At 64.9% G+C, this 21,487-nt stretch carries 17 protein-coding genes and 1 tRNA gene; all 18 read left to right on the top strand.

From position 1 onward, the window contains the following. Positions 1 to 88 precede the first annotated feature (88 nt). The 18 genes from O6R08_RS00395 to O6R08_RS00310 all read left to right on the top strand — a co-directional run bounded on the left by O6R08_RS00395 (position 89) and on the right by O6R08_RS00310 (position 21,486). Entirely contained in the window at positions 89 to 1,360 is a 1,272-nt protein-coding gene (locus O6R08_RS00395) for a M16 family metallopeptidase (protein WP_271418247.1), read from the top strand. A 107-nt stretch (positions 1,361 to 1,467) separates the two neighbouring features. Further along, positions 1,468 to 2,718, top strand: a complete 1,251-nt coding sequence (locus O6R08_RS00390) for a M16 family metallopeptidase (RefSeq protein ID WP_271419130.1) — start codon at positions 1,468 to 1,470, stop codon at positions 2,716 to 2,718. Positions 2,719 to 2,776: 58 nt separating this feature from the next. Next, positions 2,777 to 2,852 (top strand) — tRNA-Ala (locus tag O6R08_RS00385). A gap of 496 nt (positions 2,853 to 3,348) precedes the next feature. Beyond that, entirely contained in the window at positions 3,349 to 3,843 is a 495-nt protein-coding gene (locus O6R08_RS00380) for a hypothetical protein (RefSeq protein WP_271418246.1), read from the top strand. Continuing rightward, positions 3,830 to 4,231: a hypothetical protein gene (locus tag O6R08_RS00375; RefSeq protein WP_271418245.1), complete on the top strand. Its 402-nt coding sequence runs from the start codon at positions 3,830 to 3,832 to the stop codon at positions 4,229 to 4,231. The genes O6R08_RS00380 and O6R08_RS00375 overlap by 14 nt, the downstream gene beginning before the upstream one ends. A 13-nt stretch (positions 4,232 to 4,244) precedes the next feature. Continuing rightward, entirely contained in the window at positions 4,245 to 4,772 is a 528-nt protein-coding gene (locus tag O6R08_RS00370) for a hypothetical protein (protein WP_271418244.1), read from the top strand. Between the two features lie 53 nt (positions 4,773 to 4,825). Continuing rightward, positions 4,826 to 5,467, top strand: coding sequence for an Ltp family lipoprotein (locus O6R08_RS00365; protein ID WP_271418243.1), 642 nt, complete (start codon positions 4,826 to 4,828; stop codon positions 5,465 to 5,467). Between the two features lie 9 nt (positions 5,468 to 5,476). Next, on the top strand, positions 5,477 to 5,959 hold the full coding sequence (locus O6R08_RS00360) for a hypothetical protein (protein WP_271418242.1): 483 nt from the start codon (positions 5,477 to 5,479) through the stop codon (positions 5,957 to 5,959). Further along, entirely contained in the window at positions 5,947 to 6,384 is a 438-nt protein-coding gene (locus O6R08_RS00355; RefSeq protein ID WP_271418241.1) for a tyrosine-type recombinase/integrase, read from the top strand. The genes O6R08_RS00360 and O6R08_RS00355 overlap by 13 nt, the downstream gene beginning before the upstream one ends. Before the next feature lie 502 nt (positions 6,385 to 6,886). After that, a complete protein-coding gene (locus O6R08_RS00350; protein WP_271418240.1) occupies positions 6,887 to 8,671 on the top strand; it encodes an oleate hydratase in 1,785 nt (594 codons plus the stop codon). Between the two features lie 61 nt (positions 8,672 to 8,732). After that, positions 8,733 to 9,509: an AIR synthase related protein gene (locus O6R08_RS00345; protein ID WP_408640113.1), complete on the top strand. Its 777-nt coding sequence runs from the start codon at positions 8,733 to 8,735 to the stop codon at positions 9,507 to 9,509. A 501-nt stretch (positions 9,510 to 10,010) separates the two neighbouring features. Further along, on the top strand, positions 10,011 to 11,120 hold the full coding sequence (locus O6R08_RS00340) for an ABC transporter substrate-binding protein (RefSeq protein ID WP_271419406.1): 1,110 nt from the start codon (positions 10,011 to 10,013) through the stop codon (positions 11,118 to 11,120). 48 nt (positions 11,121 to 11,168) lie between these two features. Then, the gene (locus tag O6R08_RS00335) at positions 11,169 to 12,428 is read left to right on the top strand and encodes an ABC transporter substrate-binding protein (RefSeq protein WP_271418239.1); all 1,260 of its coding nucleotides are present in this window, start codon (positions 11,169 to 11,171) and stop codon (positions 12,426 to 12,428) included. Then, positions 12,425 to 13,498, top strand: coding sequence for a FecCD family ABC transporter permease (locus O6R08_RS00330; RefSeq protein ID WP_408640112.1), 1,074 nt, complete (start codon positions 12,425 to 12,427; stop codon positions 13,496 to 13,498). The genes O6R08_RS00335 and O6R08_RS00330 overlap by 4 nt, the downstream gene beginning before the upstream one ends. Then, a complete protein-coding gene (locus O6R08_RS00325) occupies positions 13,495 to 14,496 on the top strand; it encodes an ABC transporter ATP-binding protein (RefSeq protein WP_271418238.1) in 1,002 nt (333 codons plus the stop codon). Before O6R08_RS00330 ends, O6R08_RS00325 begins: the two co-directional genes overlap by 4 nt. An 86-nt stretch (positions 14,497 to 14,582) precedes the next feature. Further along, positions 14,583 to 15,593: a radical SAM/SPASM domain-containing protein gene (locus O6R08_RS00320; RefSeq protein ID WP_333907927.1), complete on the top strand. Its 1,011-nt coding sequence runs from the start codon at positions 14,583 to 14,585 to the stop codon at positions 15,591 to 15,593. After that, positions 15,590 to 19,498 (top strand): cobaltochelatase subunit CobN, encoded by a 3,909-nt coding sequence (gene cobN / locus O6R08_RS00315; RefSeq protein WP_271418236.1) that lies wholly within the window; start codon positions 15,590 to 15,592, stop codon positions 19,496 to 19,498. The genes O6R08_RS00320 and cobN overlap by 4 nt, the downstream gene beginning before the upstream one ends. Continuing rightward, positions 19,498 to 21,486, top strand: a complete 1,989-nt coding sequence (locus O6R08_RS00310; protein ID WP_271418235.1) for a magnesium chelatase subunit D family protein — start codon at positions 19,498 to 19,500, stop codon at positions 21,484 to 21,486. Before cobN ends, O6R08_RS00310 begins: the two co-directional genes overlap by 1 nt. Position 21,487: the final 1 nt, after the last annotated feature.

The raw sequence follows: 21,487 nt of genomic DNA, 5'->3' as shown, positions 1-21,487 counted from the left end.
GCGGGTCGTGCCACCACGGGTGGTAGCACCAAGGTTCAGAAACCACATCACCACCACGAGCCGACCCACGGCGTCACCGACTACCCCTATGCTCGGATCCATGTCAGAAGGCCTCCAGCTACACCGCACGACCCTCGACAACGGGATGCGCGTGGTCGTCAACCCGGACACCACCTCGCCCGGAGTCGCCGTCAACATCTGGTACCAGGTGGGGTCGGCTGACGAGGAGGCCGGCCATTTCGGCTTCGCCCACCTCTTCGAACACCTGATGTTCTCTGGCACCACGAGTGGCATCGCGTCGAGCGAACACCTGGCCACCATTGAGTCGGTGGGTGGATCGGCCAATGCGTCGACCAGTTTCGACCGCACCAACTACTACGAGACGGTTCCTGCCGGGGCCCTGGAACTGGCGTTGTGGTTGGAGGCCGAACGGTTGGCCCATCTGGCCGTTACTGAGGAGAACCTCGCCACCCAGCGGGAGGTCGTCAAGGAGGAGAAGCGGCAACGCTACGACAACACCCCTTATGGCGACCTGCTCGATCTGCTCCTCGATGGGCGATTCGGACAGGCGCACCCCTACGGCCACCCGACCATCGGGTCGGTGCCCGATCTGGACGCCGCCTGCCTTGACGACGTGACGGACTTCCATTCCACCTGGTATCGGCCTGACAACGCTGTTCTCGTCATGTCCGGGTGCGTCGAGACCGACGAGGGTCTGGCCCTCGCCGAAAAGTACCTGGGCGCAGTGCCCGCTGCCACGGGGGATCTCCCGACGCGCATTCAGGGACCCGTTCGCCACGACAACCCGAGGATGGTCGTCGAGCGCCCGGTGCCGCGAACCGCAGTAACCCGGTCCTGGGCCACCCCGCCCATCACCGACCCCGACAGTCTCGCTGTGGCGATGGCCATTGACGTCATCGGGTCCGGGATGAGTTCGCGTCTCATCCGCACCCTGGAACGGGAGCGCCACCTGGTCGATGGGGTCGCGATGAACGACTTCGGCCTGTCGCGGGGGTCCTCGGCTGCCTTGGTGTCGGCCCACCTCAAGCCGGGGGTTCCCGAGGAGGAATTGACCGGGGCCGTCGATGAGATCATTGCCGATTTTGCCGCCAATGGTCCGCTGAACTCCGAGCTGGAGCGAGCCCGAGCCCAAGTGGAACGGGGGTGGTTGGAGTCCTTGGCCGTCGTCGACGAACGAGCTGACCTGCTCAACATGCACGAGACCTTGTTGGGAGATGCCAACCTCGTCAACACCCACCTCGACCGGGTGCGTGCGATCACCGCCGATCAGGTCGCCGAGGCCGCGAAACGGTGGTTTTCCCCGGACCAAGCATCGACTGTCATCCACAAGGAGGCGTGATGAAGACCCTCAATGACCGCCCGAAGGTGCGCCCAGGCTCGCCGTGGTCCTTCCCCACGTGCATCATCGACACCCTGTCGACCGGCCTGACGGTGGTGCGCGTACCGATGCCCGGTCAGCGCATCATCACGGTGGAAATCGGGTTGGATGCACCCCTGGGTGCTGAGCCTGCTGGCCTCGAGGGGCTTGCCGAACTCGTCGTCCGTACTGCCGACGAGTCGACCGGACCGCACCCTGATGCCGCCTTCGCCGAGGCAATGGAATCGATCGGGGCCAGCTATGACGGGTCGGCCGGGATGGCTGGCAGCCACGTCGGTGTCGACGTTCCTGTGACAAGGTTCAACGTGGCCGCCGAACTCTTCGTCGAGCTGCTGAAGGCCACCAGCCTCGCCCCGGCCGACATCTCCCGTCAGGTCGACGTGGCCCGAGCGTCTTTGGCTCAGACCAGCCAGCGTGGATCAGCCTTGGCCGGACTGGCTGCAGCCCGTGCTCTCTGGCCAGAGGGGTCGCGGTCCTCCCTGCCCACTATCGGCACCCTCGCATCAGTGGAGAAGCTCGACGCCGAGGCAGCCCGGCAGTTCTGGGCCGCGCACTGGACCCTCAGCGACGCCGTGCTCGTGGTCGCTGGCGAAGGTGCCGAGGACCTTGACCTGTCGGTGTTCGAGCAGTGGACCGCCAGCGAGTCACCGGCGGAGGTCCCCTCGACGACGCCTCGGGATGGTGGGCCGCAGGTGATCCTCGTCGACCGTCCCGACGCCGTGCAGGCCGATGTGAGAATCCAACAGGCGACAGTGGGACGGGCCCACCCGGGATGGGCAGCCCTCAAGGTGGCTTGCGGCGCCCTGGGCGGAACCTTCGGGTCACGGCTCAACCAGGTGCTACGCGAGGACAAGGGATGGTCCTACGGGGTTGGGATGTCGGCTCGTCCGCTGCCCGACGGCGGCGTGGCGACGGTCTCGGGGTCCTTCCGGACCGAGGTCGGGGCTGACGCCGTCGCCGAGGCGTTGACCATTCTCTCCTCCGATGACGACCTGCGTGACGACGAGGTCGATGCCGCCCGTGACTACTCGGTGGGGATTGCCCCGCTGCAGTACGACACCGCCGGAGCGGTGGCCCACCAAGTGGCGGCCCTGGTCCGGGCTGGTTTGGCGCCGAGCTGGGTTGACGATCACTTGGCGGCAGTGGCGTCGGTGCAGGCGGATGGCCAGGAATGGTCGGCCAACGCTGCGTGGCGTCAGCTCCTCAACCCGGACGGCTGGCGGATCGGCATTTGCGGCAAGGCGGAGGACCTGGCCCCGGCCCTGGCCGAGCGTGGGCTGGAGGCAGTCGTCGTCAGCCCGACCGACATGCTGTCGTAGGTAGGAGGTGCGTGACTCGCCGAAACGGGCCAGTTTCCTCTAGACTGTCCAAGTCCATGGGGCATTGGCGCAGTTGGTAGCGCGGCTGCTTTGCAAGCAGTAGGTCAGGGGTTCGAATCCCCTATGCTCCACCACTTAGTCAGGGCCACTTTGACAGCATTACCGCTTGTCAGGTGGCCCTTTTCTATGCCCTTATCATGTGGCAGTAGTGGCACGGGGTGGCCCTGGGCGTCGTCATGTGACTGTACCGGGTACGACTGCGACTATGGGTTTGCCTGGACGGTCTCAGGTGATCTGTACCCAAACCGTACCGGCGGTCATGCTCTCCTGGGGTGTGGGACATCCCCGGGAACCCGGGCAATGCCCTTCGTCGGAAGCTCAACGCTCATTCGGTATTTCGCTGAGCGATACGAATTGCTGTGTGCATCCGGTGACCGGGGCTGGATCTGTCTGCGGCAGTGAGCGTCGTCGGCGCGCTCTGGCGATAGGCCATGGTGGTCGTGGCTCGTACCGGCAAGTCAGTAGCGTGCAGTTCCTAGTGGGACCGGGTTTTCGCGACCTCACCTGGCGGCACTCAGTTGTGCAGGCGATACCCTTCTAACATGTTCGCCACGACACAAGGGGCCAATCATGGATGACGTGACAGCGCTCCAACGTCTCATCGCAAACCGGCAACGGGACCTCAACGCCCCGAGCCTCATCGCGATGTACCGTGCGGCAAACCTGCCCAAGGGTGCCATCACATACGAGACCCTGCGTCGTATGGCGACAGGGCGGCAGCGGTCCATTCGTGGGGATCAAACCTATGAGGACCTGTCGACCATCCTCCGGGTGAGCGTTGATGACGTGAAATCGGCAGAGGCCGGATACACGCCCATTGGGGGATGGGAGCGGTACGAGCGGCTCAACGCCGAGGAACGGAAGGCCGTCGAGGGCGTCATGGACGCCATTCTCGCGGCACGGGAAGCAGGAGGTAGCAGTGATGACCGGCGATCTGAGGCTCAGAAGAGCCCATTGCTAGGGGATGTTGCATCCCTTGACATGATGGGCCTGGCGGCTGATGAAGCCCCCGGCCCGACCGACCGGGAGCGCATGGAGGCGCAGTGGGGCGATGACCCCGCCTGACCCGTGGGCTGAACTACGCACCATGCCGCACATCGACCTCGTGTGGGGAGGTCTGCCTGCCGGGTGGCGTGGAGCCACCGACGGACGCCCATCTGGCTGTCAGCCAGCCTCACACAGCGGGGACGACGTTCGACGCTGGCCCACGAGCGGACCCACATTCGGCTGGGGCCTCTTGACAGCCCAGCCGCCAGCATGCGAGGAGCGGGTCAAGGTCGCCACAGCCCGATGGCTGCTACCCGACCTGACTGCCATGTCCGACGCCATATCTGACTCGACACCCGAGAATGCCGCCCTGAGCCGGTGGGTTACAGACGACATCCTCACCACCCGACTAGCACGCATCATTGCCGGTGAGCGTGACCACATGAGCCGCATCGCGGCGGCATGAGCAGAGATAGGACATGTCCGAGAAAAATGCACCGACCGTTGACGGCAACACCAAGAAGGGATGCCTGGCGCTCATCGTGATAGCCGTCATCCTCGTTGGCATCATCGGGTCATGCGGAGGCCATGACGACAAGGCCATCAAGGCGGACTCTACGACGTCTCAGACGACACAGGCCACAACGCCGAAGCCATCGCCAACGACACCGACGGCGAGCCCTAGCCAGAGCGCCGCACAGATCGCGCCGAAGGTCAAGGCGTCGGTCCTGGAGAATCTCATGGTCAAGAGCTTTCAGGACACCTGCGGCACTGAAATAGCGTGGGCGTGCGCCATCGCTGACATGACAGACGGCTCGAAGGGAGTCGTGGAGGTGCACGTCCAAGAGAAACTCTCTCGCGACGAGGCCAAGACCATTGCGCATCACGTCATGTTGATGTCGTGTGCAACGGTGCCCGACGTGGAGTGGGTCGCCGTGCTGGACACATCCGGTGGCACGCGAGCCCAGATTCAGCGGTCGGCCCTCAAGCCGACGTGTACCGCCTGACCGGTGGCTGTCCAAGATTTATGATGCGAGCGAGGTTGAAAGAGGGAGAAGCAATGTCCAACCAGTACCCCACCACGGGTCCCAGCACTAACGAGAAGGGCAAGAAGGCGAAGGGTTGGGGCTGCGCCGCCATCGTGGTGGCTGCCATCATTGCCCTCGCATCTATTGCGGGAGGCGACAACGGCGACAACGCTGCCAGCCCGAGCGACACCTCAACCTCAGAGGTGCTTACGGAGACGCAGGAGGTCGAGGATACGTCGACATCCGAGGATGCGTCGACCGACGTGGCTAGCGACGCGAGTACGGAAGCGACTGAGGAGGAGGCGCCCGATGCGACTGTCGACGCCACCGCAGCGGAGACTGAGGAAGCTTCCGCCGAAGAGGCCGATGTTCCGATCGAATACCAGAACGCCCTAGCGATGGCCCAGGATTACAGCGACACGATGTTCATGTCCAAAAAGGGCATTTACGACCAACTGACAAGCGAGTATGGTGAGAAGTTCCCAGCTAAAGCAGCGCAGTACGCGGTAGATAATGTCGACGCCGACTGGAACGCCAACGCTCTGGCAATGGCCAAGGACTACCAGGAAACGATGAACATGTCCAAGGCTGCGATCCGCGACCAGCTGGCGAGCGAGTACGGTGAGCAATTCACCAAGGCCCAGGCGGACTACGCGGTCAAGCATCTACCGTGAGCCAGTGACTTGGCTGTCCAGGATTTGTGGCGTGACCGTCACGGCAACCCGACACGGCGTGATGGTCGCGGGAAGCGTTACCGGGTCGTCGTGCCGGGTTGGCCGTCGACGGCATGCCGCACCAAGGCCGAGGCCGACCGGCTGCACGCTATCCGGCTCACGACAAAGCCCCCGCGCCCCGAGGATGGGCGCACTGTCGGGGAGTTGGTGGGCGTGTGGCTGGACGGGAAGCGCGGCCTGAGCCCCAAAGGTTTCGCGGCAGCCGAGCTGGCGGCCTCCTATGTGCGTGACCGCTGGGCGGACGTGGCGCCCGGAGACGTTGATGCCGCCGACGTGCAGGCGTGGCTGGCGTCGCTGCGCTCAGCCAAAGGCCCCGCGTCGGCGTCACTCAAGCACAAGGTGTTGCAGTGCATCCGGGGGCGCTGGCTGGCAGGGTCGATCTGGCGTCAGTGTCAGTACCGCGCGAGGTGCGCCGAGACGTGCACCCGTTGAGCATGGGCGAGCTGCGAGCTCTGGCCGACGAGATTGACCAGGGCCGCGATGTGCCGGTGCCTGCGTCGGTACTGGCGATGCTCGATCTGTCCCGCGACCCGGCTGAGCCGTTGGTGCGCGGGGCACGTGGTGGGCGGCTGCACGAGGATTCATGGCGGGGTCGGCAGTTCCGTCCGGCCTGTGACCGGCTGGGCTGGGATGGGGTGCGTATCCACGATCTGCGGCACACGGCTGCTTCGCTGGCCATCGCCAGTGGGGCCGACGTCAAGACCGTGCAGCGGATGCGCGGGCATGCGTCGGCGACGATGACACTGGACCTGTACGGGCATCTGTGGGATCGGGGGCTGGATGATGTGGCGGATCGCATGGACGCCATGATGACAACCAGGGACCGTACCCAATCCGTACCGTTGTCTCCTGACTAGGCGTGACGGCTGCTTTGAAAGGCAGTAGGTCAGGGGTTCGAATCCCCTATGCTCCACGTTTGAACGAGGAGACAGGTTCGTCCTCGACGCCTTTTTCCTCGGTCACAAGATCTTGAATGAGATCGCAGCGCCGATGTCGGTGGCACGTCCAGATCCAGCATGTCGAGGTCCAGGGCGGGGAAACCATGATCGTGATCACGACACTCGAGCCTCGTCGCGGCTCCCTTGAATGACCGGCAAACCCGTCGCAAGGACTGTTTCGGCATGTTGTCGTAGGCGGTTCACACCCTGACGCTCCTCACTGACGCAGCACACACCGTCCAGACGGGGCGAGACATCCGGCTACCCCAGGGATAACGCCCCTAGTCCCTGCGACGCGCACCAAGACACCTCATACGAAACACTCAAAAAAGGGATCTTCCATCAGACCCGATCAGCGCTATCGTGGAACCAGTTGAAGTTCACCGGAGAACTTCCGGCGAAGTCGTATGAGGAGTGAATCATGACGAACTTCCAAAAGATCTATCAGCGCAGCTTTCCGGTCAGCCCGGATGGCAACCCCTTCGTCCATAACGATCTTGGGCGTTACACCATGAACCACCCCGTGCCCCCGGACGGCATCGCTGAGCGCAAGGCGTACCTGGTCGGCTCTGGTATCGCTGCTCTGACGGCAGCCGTCCTCCTCATCCGCGACGCGAAGATGCCAGCCGAGAACATCACAATCCTCGAGGAGCTGCACCAGCCCGGCGGAGCCTTCGACGGTAACGGCGACACGGAGAAGGGCTTCATCGCCCGTGGCGGTCGTGAGATGGAGCAGCACTTCGAGTGCTTCTGGGACGTTATGAAGGACATCCCCGCACTTGAGATGCCTGAGCCCTACAGCGTCATGGACGAGTTCCGCATCGTCAATGAGAACGATCCGAACGTCAGCCACTGCCGCATCATCAACAACCAGGGCCAGAAGCGCTCGGCCTACAAGATGGGCATCAACAAGAAGGGGCAGCTCGCTGTTATCAAACTCCTGCTGGCCAAGGAGTCCGACACCTACTACAAGTCCATTGAGGACTGGTTCGACGACGACTTCCTGAACTCCACCTTCTACACGCTGTGGAAGACGATGTTCGCCTTCGAGCAGTGGCAGTCCCTGACCGAGTTCAAGCGCTACATGCACCGCTTCCTGCATCTGCTGCCCGGCTTCTCCGACCTGTCCTGCCTGCGCTTCAGCCGTTACAACCAGTACGACTCCTTCGTCGTCCCGCTGGTCAAGTGGCTGACCGAGCAAGGTGTGAATTTCCAGTACGACACCTTGGTCTACGACGTCGACCTGGAGATCACCGCCCACCGCAAGGTCGCCCGAGGCATCCTGTGGCGCGACAAGGATGGCGGCGAGCACCGCATCGACATGGCCCCGACGGACCTTGTCTTCGTGACGAATGGTTCCCTCACCGAGAGCACCGGCTACGGTGACATGGACCATCCCGCCCCCTACAACAAGGACGAGGTCGCCGGTTGGGAGCTGTGGCGCAACCTGGTTCGTCGCTCCCCCGTGTTCGGTCGCCCCGACGTCTTCTGCAGCGATGCCGACAAGACGGTGTGGCAGTCGATCAGCTTCAACTTCATCGGTGAGGACCACCCGTTCCTGCAAAAGATCCGTGAGCTGACGGGCAACGATCCGTTGTCCGGCCGCACGGTCACCGGCGGCATCATCACCGCCGAGGATTCCTCGTGGTGTGTCTCCCTGACGATGAACCGTCAGCCGCAGTTCCACGGCCAACCGAAGGACTGGGGCGTCGCCTGGGCCTACGGCCTGTACCCGTTCGAGAAGGGCGACATCGTCAAGAAGTCGATGCTGGAATGCACCGGCGAGGAGCTGCTCAAGGAGTACTGCTACCACTTCGGCCTGCTCGACCAATTCGAAGAGATCAAGGCCCGCACCAAGGTTCGCATTGCGACGATGCCGTGGATCACCGCCTTCTTCATGCCTCGTGGCAAGGGAGATCGCCCGGAGGTCATCCCCGACGGTTGCGTCAACCTGGCCTGCCTGGGCCAGTTCGTCGAAACCCCGGATGACTGCATCTTCACCACTGAGGGCTCGGCCCGTACCGCAATGATGGCCGTGTACGGTCTGCTCAACCTGGACCGTGACATCCCGCCGATTTGGCCTGCCCAGTACGACATCCGCGCACTGCTGGCCTCTGCCAAGACTCTCAACGACGGCAAACTGCCCGGCGGTCGGATGCTGTCGTTGCTGCTGCGCAACACCTACTACGAGGACATCCTGCCGTGACGCGCTGATGCCTTGACATCCTGACAGTGCAGTTTCGGGGCGGTCGCGGTTGAATGACACCGTGACCGTCCTGAATGTCTCCTCGACCCCACTCCCCGTCACGAGGCGCCGTGACCTGCTCATGGCCGACGTCCCGGCATCTCGTCTGGTCATTGCCTGCGACGCCATCGGCGGAATCGGTCCACGTCCTGACGACTCCTACCCGGCCGACCCGGTTTGGTGCGCCCATCTGGGAGCGCGGGTGCCCCTCCTGGAGGTGCTGTGCGCCGGTGCCCGTCCCCTCATCCTCGTCAACACCCTGTGCCAGGACGAGGAGTCGGCACGTCCCATGATCGAGGAATTCCGACGCTGTGCGATCGCCGCCGGGATTGACCCCTCCGCAGTGACGGGATCGACGGAGGACAACGTCGCGACGACCCAGACCGGGATTGGCGTGACGATCATCGGCGTCATGGCAGAAGGAGAACTTCCCAAGGCCCATGACGGTGACGTCCTGGTGTGCATCGGCGCTCCCATCTCAGCCCCTGACGACGACGTTTCCCCTGGCCGACGCGAGATCGTGGCCGTCGGGGAGGTTCGCGAGCTGGTGGCCTCGGGGAAGGTTCACGACTGCGTCCCGGTGGGTTCTCACGGGGTGGCGTGGGAGGCCGAGCAGCTTGCCTCCACTGCTGGGCTGCGGGCCACCTTCCTCGACACCGAGGTTGACCTGGCCCACTCCGGCGGGCCGTCGACCTGCCTCGTGGTGGCCTGTGATGAGGGTGACGTCGAGAAGCTGCGCGGTGTGGTGGCTCCGGAACGGCCATGGGAGATCATCGGCCGGCTGACGTCGGGGTCCTGAATCGTCGACAGGTGACGACCCGGATCTGCCGGGACAATGTCAGGTGTCCTCCCACCTCATGGCCGGGCCCATCCGTGGCCAAGTGCGTATGCCATACCCCCTGCTCATCGCCGGTGTCATGGGGTGTTAATCTTCGGTTGCCTCAATATCGGATTCGGTTTGGGGCACTCCTCAGTGAGCGAAGTCGGTGGGAATCCGACACTGTCGCGCAACGGTGATGCCTCACAGCTCAGTCCGGTCGACTCCCTGCGGAGTGGCAAGTAACGACTCTCGCCGTAGGAGTCTGCCGGGCACACGACACGCGTGCCACAACGGTTCCTGCGGCATGACCGCAGGAAGAACCGCGTGAGTACTTCGAAGACCGCACCGAGAACGATCTCGGCCCTCATCACCCTCCTCATTGCGCCCAGCCTCGCGCTGGCCGGATGCTCGAACTCCGGCGACAAGACCACCTCGGGCGACAAGCCGGCAGCATCGACCACCGCCAATACCGGTGGCAATATGTCCGGGTGCATCAAGTCGGGGTCCTTCGACAAGAACCAGGACTACTTCCCCGACAAGGTGACCTTCACCGGGGCGAAGCAGGCGAAGGTCAGCTACCACAAGTCCTACAAGGTCATGACGCTCGGCCAGGGGAAGTCTGCACAGACCCTTGTCCTGCTGCAGTGTGGAGCTCCCAAGCCGTCCCTGACCGGTGACCTCGCCAAGGCCAAGGTCATCAACGTGCCGGTCAAGAGGGTTGCCGCTTCCTCCACCACGCAGGTGCCGGTCTTCCAGACTCTCAACTCGTTGGACACCATCGTCGGCGTCAACCAGCTCAAGCAGATTTACCACGGCCCGGCTCGCGAGGCCCTTGAGGCCCGTCACGTCCCCAGCTATGGATCCTCCCAGATGACCAGCGACCCGGAGAAGATCATCGCCCTCAAGCCCGACGTCGTGCTGGCCGCCAGTTCCGCCATCGAGGAGTTCAAGCAGGTCGAGTCGGCAGGCATTCCCGTACTGCAAGACCTTGACTACCTTGAGTCCGATCCCTTGGCCCGGGCTGAATGGATGAAGACCTACGGCATCCTCCTCAACAAGGAGAAGGATGCCACCAAGACCTACGACGACATCGCCAAGCGCTACAACGAGGTCGAGGAGAAGGCCAAGAACGCCACGGCCAAGCCCAGTGTTCTCGTCGGCCAGGAGACGAAGGGCCAGTGGTACGTGCCCGCCGCTGATTCCTACATGGTCCGGTTCATGACTGACGCCGGTGCCACCAACGCCATGGGGAAGGCCGTCACCGGAACGGGAAGTACCCCGACTGATTCCGAGGTCGTCTTCAAATACGGGTCGATGGCTGATTTCTGGCTCAACGGCAACTACATGGCCCGCACCACGTGGCACTCCAAGGCTGACGCCCTCAAGCAGAACCCTCGCTACGGCAACCTGTCGGCATTCAAGGCAGGCAAGGTGTGGAACCCGACCAAGCGAACGGCTCCCGACACCGGCAACGACTTCTGGCAGTCCGGAGTCGTCCAGCCTGACGTCGTCCTCAAGGACCTCACCTACATCTTCCACCCCGAGCTCATGTCCGGGTACACCCCGTACTACTACCAGAAACTCGGCTGAGCCCTCCGCCCACTCTGTGCGGCGTGATTTCAATACTGGAGCACAAGAATGACCATCAACCGTCGGATCGCGGGGCTGGCCGCGATCGCCCTGACCCTCGCCACCCTCACCGGCTGTTCACAGTCCTCCCCAACCGGGAAGGACTCGGACTCAGCCTCCAAGGCGTCCTCGAGTTCGCAGGCCCAGCAAGGCTGCATCAAGGACTTCGACTCCTCGAAGGATTACTTCCCCGACAAGGCGACGTTCAGTGACGCCCGGGGCCTCACCGTCAGCTATCACAAGTCCTACAAGGTGGTGACGGTCAAAACCCCGTCGAACACCTCGAAGAAGGAGACCACGTACGTCCTGGTGCAGTGCGGTGCCCCGCAACCAAAACTGGACGGGGACCTCGCCCAGGCTCAGAAGATCACCATTCCCACCACCAGGGTTGCCCTCGGGTCAACCACCGGGCCGATGAAGTTCCAGATGATGAACAAGCTGGACTCCGTGGTCGGAATGACCAGCGTGGACAAGGTCGGTGACCCGAAGACCCGTCAGGCCCTCAAAGACCACAAGGTCGCTGACTTCGGCGTCGGGGACGAGACCACCGAGGTCAACACCGAGAAGCTGGCCGCTCTGCGCCCTGACCTGTTCATCATCAGCGGCCACGACGACCCCAGCAAGTTCGCCAAGGTCAAGGAGATGGGCACACCGGTGGTCGCCGAGCCTGACTTCCTCGAGAACACCCCGCTGGGACGGGCTGAGTGGATCAAGTACGACGCACTTTTCGTCAATGCCGAGAAGGCTGCCAACGCAAAATACGACGACATCGCCAAGCGTTACCACGAGACGACCAAGCTGACGGCCAACGTCACGACGCGACCCAGCGTGCTCTACGGCTACCAATTCAAGGGAGTCTGGTACATCAAGTCCAACGAGAACTACTCCATCCAGTTCCTGCGTGACGCCGGCGGCGAGTACGTCTTCAAGGACGTCCACGGGGTGACCTCGTCGAAACTGGACACCGAGACGATCCTCAAGAAGGCCCATGACGCCGACTTCTGGATCGACGGCCAGATCAACGAGTCGCAGAAAGCGTCGATCCCGACCATCGTCAAGGACGATCCGCGCATGAAGACCCTCAAGCCGGTGCGCAACGGCAACGTCTGGAACGGCGTCCTGCGTGACGACCCGAAGCACGGCAACGACTATTGGCAGACCGGGGTCGTCCGGCCTGATCTGGTGCTGGCAGACCTGTCGGCCATCCTGCACCCCGAACTCAGTAAGAACCACACGTTCACCTTCTACAAGAAGGCACCGGCCAAGTGACCACGACACAGCGGACGACGCATCGGCGGCGAGGGCTGCCGCTGCCCGTCCGTTTCGTGATCCTCGCGGTCATCTTCATGCTCGTGGCGATCGCGGGACTGGCTCTGGGATCGGTGAACATTCCCATCAATGACGTCATGACGGTCATCACCGGGGGCACCGACGTCGACCCGGTCTCCCTGACGATCGTCCATGACGTCCGGGAGCCGCGCACCATCACCGCCCTGCTCGTCGGGGCAGCTCTGGGGATCGCCGGGTTGGAGATGCAGACCCTGTTCCGCAATCCACTGGCCGACCCCTATGTGCTCGGCATCTCCTCGGGTGCCAGCCTCGGCGTCGCCCTCGTCGTTCTCGGCACGGCGTCGTCGGTGGGAGCGGCGACCTTTGCCTCCGGGCTGGGCATCGGACCCGACTTGTTGATCATGGTGGCGGCGGCCCTGGGGGCGGCCGTCGTCCTGTTCATCGTCATGCTGGCAGGACGATTCATCACCTCCTCGACGATCCTGCTGCTGCTCGGCGTCATGATCGGGTATTTCGTGTCCTCGGGAGTCACCGTCCTGTTGTCACGGGCCAGCCCTGAACTGGTCGCCCAGTACACCCGCTGGCAGTTCGGCAGCTACCACGGCGTCACCTGGGAAAACCTCAAAGTGATGGTTCCGATCATGGTCGTCATGATCCTGGCAAGCCTCTTCCTCGCCAAACCCCTCAACGCCCTGTTACTGGGGGAACGGTACGCCCAGACGATGGGGATGAACCTCAAGGCGGTGCGCTGCCTGCTGGTAGCCAGCACCGCCATCCTCGCCGGGGCGGCCACGGCCTTCTGCGGGCCGATCAGCTTTCTCGGCATCGCCATCCCTCATCTCACCCGAGGGGTGCTCGGCACGGCAGATCACCGCCACCTGCTGCCCGGTTGCATCCTCACCGGTGGTTCCTTGGCCCTCATGGCCGACATCCTGGCCCAGTTGCCAGGCGACGACGTCCTGCCCGTCAATGCCGTCAATGCGGTCTTTGGTGCCCCGGTCGTCATGATCATTCTCATCCGTTGGTATCGGAATGCGGAGGCGACATGACCGGGCTGGCCCTGAACAATCTGTCGGTCGGGTACGCCTCGGGCCGCCATGTCGCGACGGTGCTTTCCGGGGTGACGGGGTCGGTGGAGGCTGGCCGGATGGTCGGGCTGGTCGGGCCGAACGGGGCCGGCAAGTCAACCCTGCTGCGATCAGTGGCCGGGTTGCAGCCGGTTTTGGGAGGCGAGGTGTCCCTCAACGGCACCCCGACCGCCACGATGTCGCGCCGTCAGATCGCCCAGACCCTCTCGACGGTGTTGACCGACCGGATCTCGGTGGCTCGCCTCACCTGTCGCGACATCGTCTCGCTGGGACGTCATCCCCATTCCGGGATCGGGGGACGACTGCGACCCCATGACCACGCCGTCATCGACGAGTCCTTGGCTGCGGTGGGTGCCACCGAGTTGGCCGACGCCTTCGTCGGGGAATTGTCGGACGGACAGCGTCAGCGGGTCATGGTGGCTCGGGCGCTGGCCCAGGAGCCGTCCATCCTGCTGCTCGACGAGCCGACGTCTTTCCTTGATCCGCCAGGCCGTATCGCCCTGCTCGGAATGCTGCGCCACGTGTGTACGACAAGGGATATTGCCGTCGTGGTGTGCAGCCACGACATCGAGCCGGTGATGCGGTACGCCGACACCCTGTGGGTGGCTGGACGCGGCACTGAGGTGACGATGGGGGCGCCTGAGGACCTGGCCCGTGCCGGCGCCCTCGAGGACGCTTTTCGCACCGAGGGGATCGCCTTCGACCTCCACACCCTCACCTTCTGGCAGTCGGACGAGGGGCGCCCCACGGCGCAGGTGGTGGGGTCGGGGGCCGACGCCGATCTGGCCCGCCACACCCTGACACGGTCGGGATATTGGGTGGTTGAGGACCCTGCCGACGCCGGGGTGACGGTGACTGTCACTGACGGTGGTTGGTCTGTGAATGGCCAGATGGTCGCAACCCTGTCCGAGCTGCATGATCATCTCGTTGGCCGCCAGCGGGAAGACAGCCGGTCATGACCGTCCGCTACCTGGTGTTGTGGCCCACCGCCGCCTGCGACTTGGCCTGCCCCTACTGCTACCGACGGGATCGTCGGGGTGGTCGAATGCCGACCGAGGTCGCCGATGCGGCCCTCGACCTTGTCGCCGAGGGGGTTCGGAGCACCGGGCAGCCGGCCCACGTGCAATTGGCCGGTGGGGAGCCCACCCTGGTGCCCGGTCTCATCGAGCACGTCACCGAGCGGGTTGCTGGCATCCGGGGTGGCCGGGTCACCTGCGGTATCCAGACCAACGCGGCACGCCTCGACGACGACATGATTGCCACGCTCACACGGCTTCGCGTGCGTGTTGGGGTAAGTGTTGACGGTCCACCGCAGGTGCAGGAAAGGGCCCGCGGTTCGGCGGCCCGGACCTTCCGGGGTCTGCTCGCCCTGGCTCGGGCTGACGTCCCGGTGCGAGTGACGACGGTGCTCTCGGCCCTCAACGTCGACCACCTCGACGAGCTGGCCGTCACCCTGGGCGGGCTCCCCAACGTCACCGGGTTCGGCCTTGACCCGCTGGTGGGTATCGGCAGCGCAGCCGGTCGGGCCGACCTCGTCCCCTCCGACGAAGCGGTCGTCGCCGGGATCAGTGCCCTGCATCGACGCCTCGCCCAGGTCAACGCCATGCGAGCCAAACCCCTTGTGTGGCGGGAATTGGAAACCGTCCGCGCGGCTTTGCGTCGCCGCCCAGCAAACTCCCCGACCACCGTCGACCCCTCCGGTCGGACCCTGCTGCCAGTGTCGGTGTCCAACCGCCCCTACTGCCACGCTGCTGTCGGGGAATCGATGGCGGTGGCCCCGGACGGTGGCGTCTACCCCTGCTCCCAATCCGTCGGGGACCCGGCTTCCCGGGCTGGAACCATCTACGACGTCGACTGGGAGCGGCTCACGAAGCGCTTCTCCCAGGACGTCCACACCTTGCGCGGACCGTGTCACCGCTGTGCCCTATCGGGACGCTGCCCCGGCGACTGCCCCTCGCGCGTCGAGGCCACCACCCTCGCCGACCCAGACCACACTCGCACCCCGCTGACCTGCCTCATCGACGACACCCTCGCCCGTCTGGAGACCGCATCATGACTACTCTGTGCTTCTTCTCAGCCACCGGAGGCGAACTGACCCTCGTCAGCCAGGCCCTCTCACGGATGAAAGCTGATGGCCTCGACGTCACCCTCTTCGGGCGCACCAAGGACCAACTCACCGATCCGGAGCTGTCTCGCGCCTTTGCCAGGGCCGCCGCTCGCAGCGACGCCGTCATCTTGAGTCTCCACGGCGGGACGGGATCGTGCCCAGCATGGTCCGACCTACTCGAAGCATGGCAGGACCGTCGCGACTCTGGGCTGTCCCTGCCGTGGATCCACATCCAACCCACCTCCGGTGACGACGACGGTCTCCTCGCCGCCCAGGACTGGGCCGACGGTCTGGATGACGGCACCTGGACCGGGCTCGTCGGTCTGCTGGCCATGAGTGGTCCGGACAACGTCGAGGCGGCGCTTCGTGTCCTCGTCGACCGTGTCAATGGCGGGAACACGCCCGTCCCTGATGTCGTCCCTGCTCCCACCGAGGGAATCTGGCACCCGCGTCACGGTCTGTTCACCAGCCTGGCCGAGTACCAGCACCATCTGGACCCCGACCGTCCCACCGTCGGGATCACCTTCCCGCGCAGTTACTGGCTGGAGCACAACACCGCACACATCCAGGCCCTTGTTGAGGCCATCGAGGATCGTGACGCCAACACCATTCCTTTCTTCTGCCTGCGTCTGCCCGACGACCAGCGCGGGAATATGGGAATGGCCCAAACCCTCACAACCTTGCTGCACGATGAGGAGGGCAACCGGGTCGTCGACACCCTCATCGACGTTCACGGCATGTCGATGACGGCTGGTGTCCCCGCCAACGCCGACGCCTACCCTGACCTTGGCGTCAGCGTGTTGCACGCCCTCACCTCCTACGCGCCACGGGAAATGTGGGAGGCCACCGCCCAAGGCATGGGGTCGATGGACATCGCCACCCAGGCCGCGCAGCCAGAGTTTGACGGGGCCCTCATCACCAAGTTCCTCGCGACCCGGGAGGCCGACGAGGTCGACGAACTCACCGGGGCCGCCGTCCCCCGCATGGTCCCGGTACCGGGACGCCCCGAGGCGATGGCCGAGCTGGCACTGTCGTGGGCGCGTCTGGCCCGCACGCCGGCCAGCCAGCGCAAGGTCGCCATCGTCTTCCACCACCATCCGCCGCGCAATGACCGGATTGGCTGCGCAACGGGCCTGGACACGTTCGAGTCGGTGCGCCAGCTGCTCATCCGGATGGCCGAGGAGGGGTATGACGTTCCCGAACAGTTCGACCATGCCGACGACATCGCCCAGGTGCTGCTGTCCTGTCTGACCTGTGACCAGCGCTGGCTGACCCCCGAGCAGATGCACGAGCGCGCCGAGGCCCACGCTGACCTGGAGACCTCCCGCCCGTGGTATCGGGCACTGCCTGAATCCGTGCGGGAGTGCATGGACCGCAACTGGGGGCCGCATCCGGGGACCCTGTTCGTCCATGACGACGAGTTCTCCTTCGCCGGTCACCTCGACGGCAATGTCTTGCTGACGATCCAGCCCCCGCGCGGGAATTTCGAGGCCGTCACGGATGCGGCCATCCACGACCCGGTGTTGCCTCCCCCGCATCACTACCTGGCCCATTACCGCTGGATTCGTGACGTCTTCAAGGCCGATGCCGTCATCCACGTCGGCACCCACGGCAGTCTGGAATGGCTTCCCGGCAAGGGGGTGGGCCTGTCGCAGGAGTGTTACCCGGAGCTCGCCCTGGACCGCATGGTCAACATCTACCCGTACATCATCAACAATCCCGGCGAGGGCACCCAGGCCAAGAGACGCAGCGCCGCCGCCCTCATCGACCATCTCACCCCGCCCATGCGTCAGGCGGGTCTGTATGACTCCACCGCGCAGATCGACCGGATCCTGCGCGAGCACGCTGGGGCGCAGTCGCACAGCCCAGAGCGCGCCCGTCTCGTCGCCGAACAGGTGTGGGACGCCGTCGTCGAAGCCGGTCTGGACACGGATCTGGGTCTGAGCGCCGAGGATGTCGACACCGACCCCGTCGCACTGCTCGACAAGGTCCACCACCACCTGCTCGAGTTGCAGGACCGCGAGATCTCCGACGGTCTGCACGTGCTCGGACAACTCGTGGCAGGCCACGACGACCCCGCTGCCGCCGAGGTGGAGTACGTTGCCCAGTTGACCCGTCATCCCAATGGCCAGGTGCCCTCCCTGCGGGAGGCGGTGTTGGATGCCTGGGGGACGAGTCTTGAGGAGGTCAGTGCCAAGGCTGGCCAGCCGGTCACCGTCACCGCTGATCTGCCTCAGGGCCTGACCGGGCGCGAGATCATGGCGGCGGCCCACCACCAGTGCGTCGACCTGCTGGCCCCAGTCGTCTCCTGCTACCGCGGCGGATGTTTTGACGCCGACAAGGCCCACGACCTGGCCGTCCAGCTGTGCCGGGAGCAGCTCGGTGTCTACCGAGGTGACGTCGTCAAGACCCTCACCTGGGTCATGACCGACCTCATGCCGCGCCTGGACGCCACCCAGGACGAGATCGAGTCGATCATGACCGCCTTGGACGGTGGATTCGTCTCCCCCGGGCCGTCGGGGGCACCCAGCCGAGGTAACGCCCACATCCTGCCGACCGGGCGGAACTTCTTCTCCCTTGACCCCGAGACCATGCCCACCCCGACGGGATGGCGGGAAGGGGTCGAGCTGGCAGACCAATTGCTTGCCGAATACGCCGAGGCCCACCCCAACCAGCCCTGGCCGCGCACCGTCGGGATCGTGGTGTGGGGAACAGCCAATATGCGTAGCGGTGGAGCCGACGTCGCCAAGATCTTGTACCTCATGGGAGTTCGGCCGGTCTGGGCGTCATCTGGCCTGGTCAGCGGGCTGCAGATCATTGATCCGGCTGAGCTGGGGCGTCCTCGTATCGACGTCTCCCCGCGCATCTCGGGACTGTTCCGCGATGCCTTCCCCAACCTCGTCGAGATGGTCGACCAGGCAGTCCGGATGGTCGCCGCCCTACCGGAGGCTGACGAGGACAACCTGCTGCGCGCCCACGTCGAGGCCGACGTCGCCGACATGATCGCCCGTGGGGTCGACGTCGAGCAGGCTCGTCGCAAGGCCACCTTGCGGGTCTTTGGTTGCCCGCCCGGCGGATACGGTGCTGGTGTGGAGGAACTCATCGAGACCAAGGCATGGCAGGACAAGTCCGATCTGGGCCGGGCCTACATCGCTGCTTCCTCCCACGCTTACGGTGAAGGGGTGTTCGGAGACGTCGAGACGGAGAGGTTCACCGCTGCCCTGTCGCGGATGGACGCCACCGTCAAGAACGAGGACACCCGCGAGTACGACATGCTCAGCTGCACCGATTTCTACAACTATTACGGCGGACTCATCGCCGCGGCGACGACGGTGCGCGGCGAGGCACCCATGTCCTTCGTGGAAGATTCCTCGGATCCGGCCCGGATAGCCACACGGACGACCACCGAGGAGGCCAGACTCATCCTGCGCTCCCGGATCCTCAACCCGTCGTGGATCGAGGGCCTGCAACGTCACGGGTACAAAGGGGCCGGGGACCTGTCCAAGGTGCTCGACATCCTCATCGGCTGGGATGCCACCGCCGACGTCATCGACGACGGCCTGTGGGAGAAGGTGGCGCGTCGATACGCCCTCGACCCCGCCATGCAGGAATGGTTCCGTGAAGTCAACCCGCACGCCCTGCACAACATCGTCGACAAACTCCTCGACGCCGCCCAGCGCAAGGTCTGGGAGGCCGACCCCAGCACCGTCGAGGAGCTGCAGGACACCTACGCCGACATCGAGGGAACCATCGAAGAGGTCTCCGACGACCCGCACCCGGCCGGTGATCCGACGGCATCGGCGTCGATGAACGCTGACGGTGGGCTCAACTTGGCAGACCTGGGGTTGGCCTGATGACCTACCCATTCACCGCCATCGTCGGGCAGGACGAGACGAAACTTGCACTGCTGCTGTGTGCGGTCAACCCCCGCATCGGCAGAGTCGTGCTCAGCGGTGAAAAGGGCACGGCCAAGTCGACGGTGGTGCGTGGCCTGGCAGAACTGCTGCCGAGTCACGTGATGAGGACGTTGGCCCTGGGGACCACCGAGGACCGCCTCGTCGGGGGACTCGATCTGGAGGCCACCCTGACCTCGGGACGCCCGGTGCTCCAACCGGGGCTGCTGAGCGAGGTCGACGGCGGGGTGCTCTACGTCGACGAGGTCAACCTCCTCGACGACCATCTCGTTGACCTCGTCATCGACGCCTGCGCCGGAATCGTGCGAGTCGAGCGCGAGGGGCTGACGGCTACTCTGGCAAGCCGTTTCGTCCTGGTCGGGACGATGAACCCGGAGGAGGGGGCACTGCGACCCCAACTACTCGACCGGTTCGGACTGTGCGTCGAGGTACACGGCGAAGCCGATCCACGGACCCGCGCCGAGATCATGCGACGCCGACTCGCCCATGACGCTGACCCCGCAGCCTTTCTCGCTCAATGGCAGCACGACCAGGATCGTCAGGCAGCCGCCATCGAGAAGGCCCGCGGGATGGTCGGCGGGGTACGCCTCGACGAGGTCGTCACCGAACTCATTTGCTCGCTGTGCGGGCACAACCACGTCGCGGGCCACCGGGCCGACATCGTCATGGCGGAGGCCACCCGTGCGCACGCTGCCCTGGCCGGCCGTGGGATCGCCACCGAGGACGACGTGCTGGCGGTCAGCGAGATGGTGCTGCGGCATCGTCGCCGTGACGAGACCCCCTCCGACCCGCCACCGCCACCACAGCCCCAGCAAGAGCAGCCTGAGTCACCTGACCAACAGCCCGACCAGCCCGACCAGCCTGACCAGCCCGACCAGGGTCGCAGTGACGATGTGGAAAACGGGTCGCTGAACGAGGGTTCTGCCGCCCCACCTGGCAGCCAGGACGATCAGCAACGCGATGACCACACAGATCCTGGCGACCAGACCGATGGGCAGGACCAGTCGGACCGCCAGCCAGACTCCCAGGACCACCAGCCCGGGGAACAGGTCGCTGCCGTCGGGGACCCCTTCGCCGTACGACCACTGGAACCCGGCCAGGATCGTCTGGCCCGTCGCGCCTCGGGACGACGACTGCGCACCCGCAGCAAGGACCGACGCGGCCGTTACATCTCGGCTCGCCCCACGACCGTCCCCGACGACCTTGCCCTGGACGCCACCCTTCGTGCCGCTGCGGTCCACCAGAAATCGCGCCGCGCCGACCCCAACCGCCCCGCGATGGCGGTCCACGTCGAGCCGGCTGACTGGCGAGCCAAGGTGAGGACCGGACGGTCGGCCTCCTGCGTCATCTTCGTCGTCGACGCCTCCGGGTCGATGGGATCGCGAGGCCGGATGACCGCATCCAAGGGGGCTGTCCTGTCCCTGCTGCTCGACGCCTACGTCAAACGCGACCGGGTCTGCCTCATCAGTTTCCGTCGGAACCAAGCCGAGGTGCTGGTTCCGGTCACCTCCTCGGTCGAGGTGGCCCAGCGTGGCCTGGCCGAGCTTCCCATCGGTGGGCGTACTCCCCTGGCGGCAGGGCTCGTCAAGGCCTGTGAGATCGTCAGGCCCCTGCTACTCAAAGATCCCGGCCTGCGACCGCTGCTGGTGCTCGTCACCGACGGACGCGGCAACGTCGACCTGGACGGCACACCCAACGCCCGGGCCACTGACGAGGCGATTCGGGTGGCGGCCACAATCGGTACCGACCCACGCCTCAGCTGGGTGGTCATCGACACCGAGGACCCACGAGGCATCCAACTATCCCGGGCCAGCGACATCGCGACGGCCCTGGGCGGACCCTGCCTGCGCATCGACAACCTACGTGCCGACGACCTCGTCAACGTCGTCTCCCAACTCGACCCGACCCAACCTCGAAAGGACCGCTGAC

This window comes from Cutibacterium equinum, assembly GCF_028021195.1.
GTDB lineage: Bacteria > Actinomycetota > Actinomycetes > Propionibacteriales > Propionibacteriaceae > Cutibacterium > Cutibacterium equinum.
This window is presented reverse-complemented; position numbering and strand designations above follow the sequence as displayed.

What these genes read in the sequence shown, in the direction of transcription:
- O6R08_RS00390 (WP_271419130.1), top strand. Translation starts at nt 1,468, where the DNA reads ATGCCCGGTCAGCGCATCATCACGGTGGAAATCGGGTTGGATGCACCC.
- O6R08_RS00375 (WP_271418245.1), top strand. Translation starts at nt 3,830, where the DNA reads ATGACCCCGCCTGACCCGTGGGCTGAACTACGCACCATGCCGCACATC.
- O6R08_RS00340 (WP_271419406.1), top strand. Translation starts at nt 10,011, where the DNA reads ATGTCCGGGTGCATCAAGTCGGGGTCCTTCGACAAGAACCAGGACTAC.
- O6R08_RS00370 (WP_271418244.1), top strand. Translation starts at nt 4,245, where the DNA reads ATGTCCGAGAAAAATGCACCGACCGTTGACGGCAACACCAAGAAGGGA.
- O6R08_RS00395 (WP_271418247.1), top strand. Translation starts at nt 89, where the DNA reads ATGCTCGGATCCATGTCAGAAGGCCTCCAGCTACACCGCACGACCCTC.
- cobN (WP_271418236.1), top strand. Translation starts at nt 15,590, where the DNA reads ATGACTACTCTGTGCTTCTTCTCAGCCACCGGAGGCGAACTGACCCTC.
- O6R08_RS00380 (WP_271418246.1), top strand. Translation starts at nt 3,349, where the DNA reads ATGGATGACGTGACAGCGCTCCAACGTCTCATCGCAAACCGGCAACGG.
- O6R08_RS00320 (WP_333907927.1), top strand. Translation starts at nt 14,583, where the DNA reads ATGCCGACCGAGGTCGCCGATGCGGCCCTCGACCTTGTCGCCGAGGGG.
- O6R08_RS00335 (WP_271418239.1), top strand. Translation starts at nt 11,169, where the DNA reads ATGACCATCAACCGTCGGATCGCGGGGCTGGCCGCGATCGCCCTGACC.
- O6R08_RS00350 (WP_271418240.1), top strand. Translation starts at nt 6,887, where the DNA reads ATGACGAACTTCCAAAAGATCTATCAGCGCAGCTTTCCGGTCAGCCCG.
- O6R08_RS00325 (WP_271418238.1), top strand. Translation starts at nt 13,495, where the DNA reads ATGACCGGGCTGGCCCTGAACAATCTGTCGGTCGGGTACGCCTCGGGC.
- O6R08_RS00365 (WP_271418243.1), top strand. Translation starts at nt 4,826, where the DNA reads ATGTCCAACCAGTACCCCACCACGGGTCCCAGCACTAACGAGAAGGGC.
- O6R08_RS00310 (WP_271418235.1), top strand. Translation starts at nt 19,498, where the DNA reads ATGACCTACCCATTCACCGCCATCGTCGGGCAGGACGAGACGAAACTT.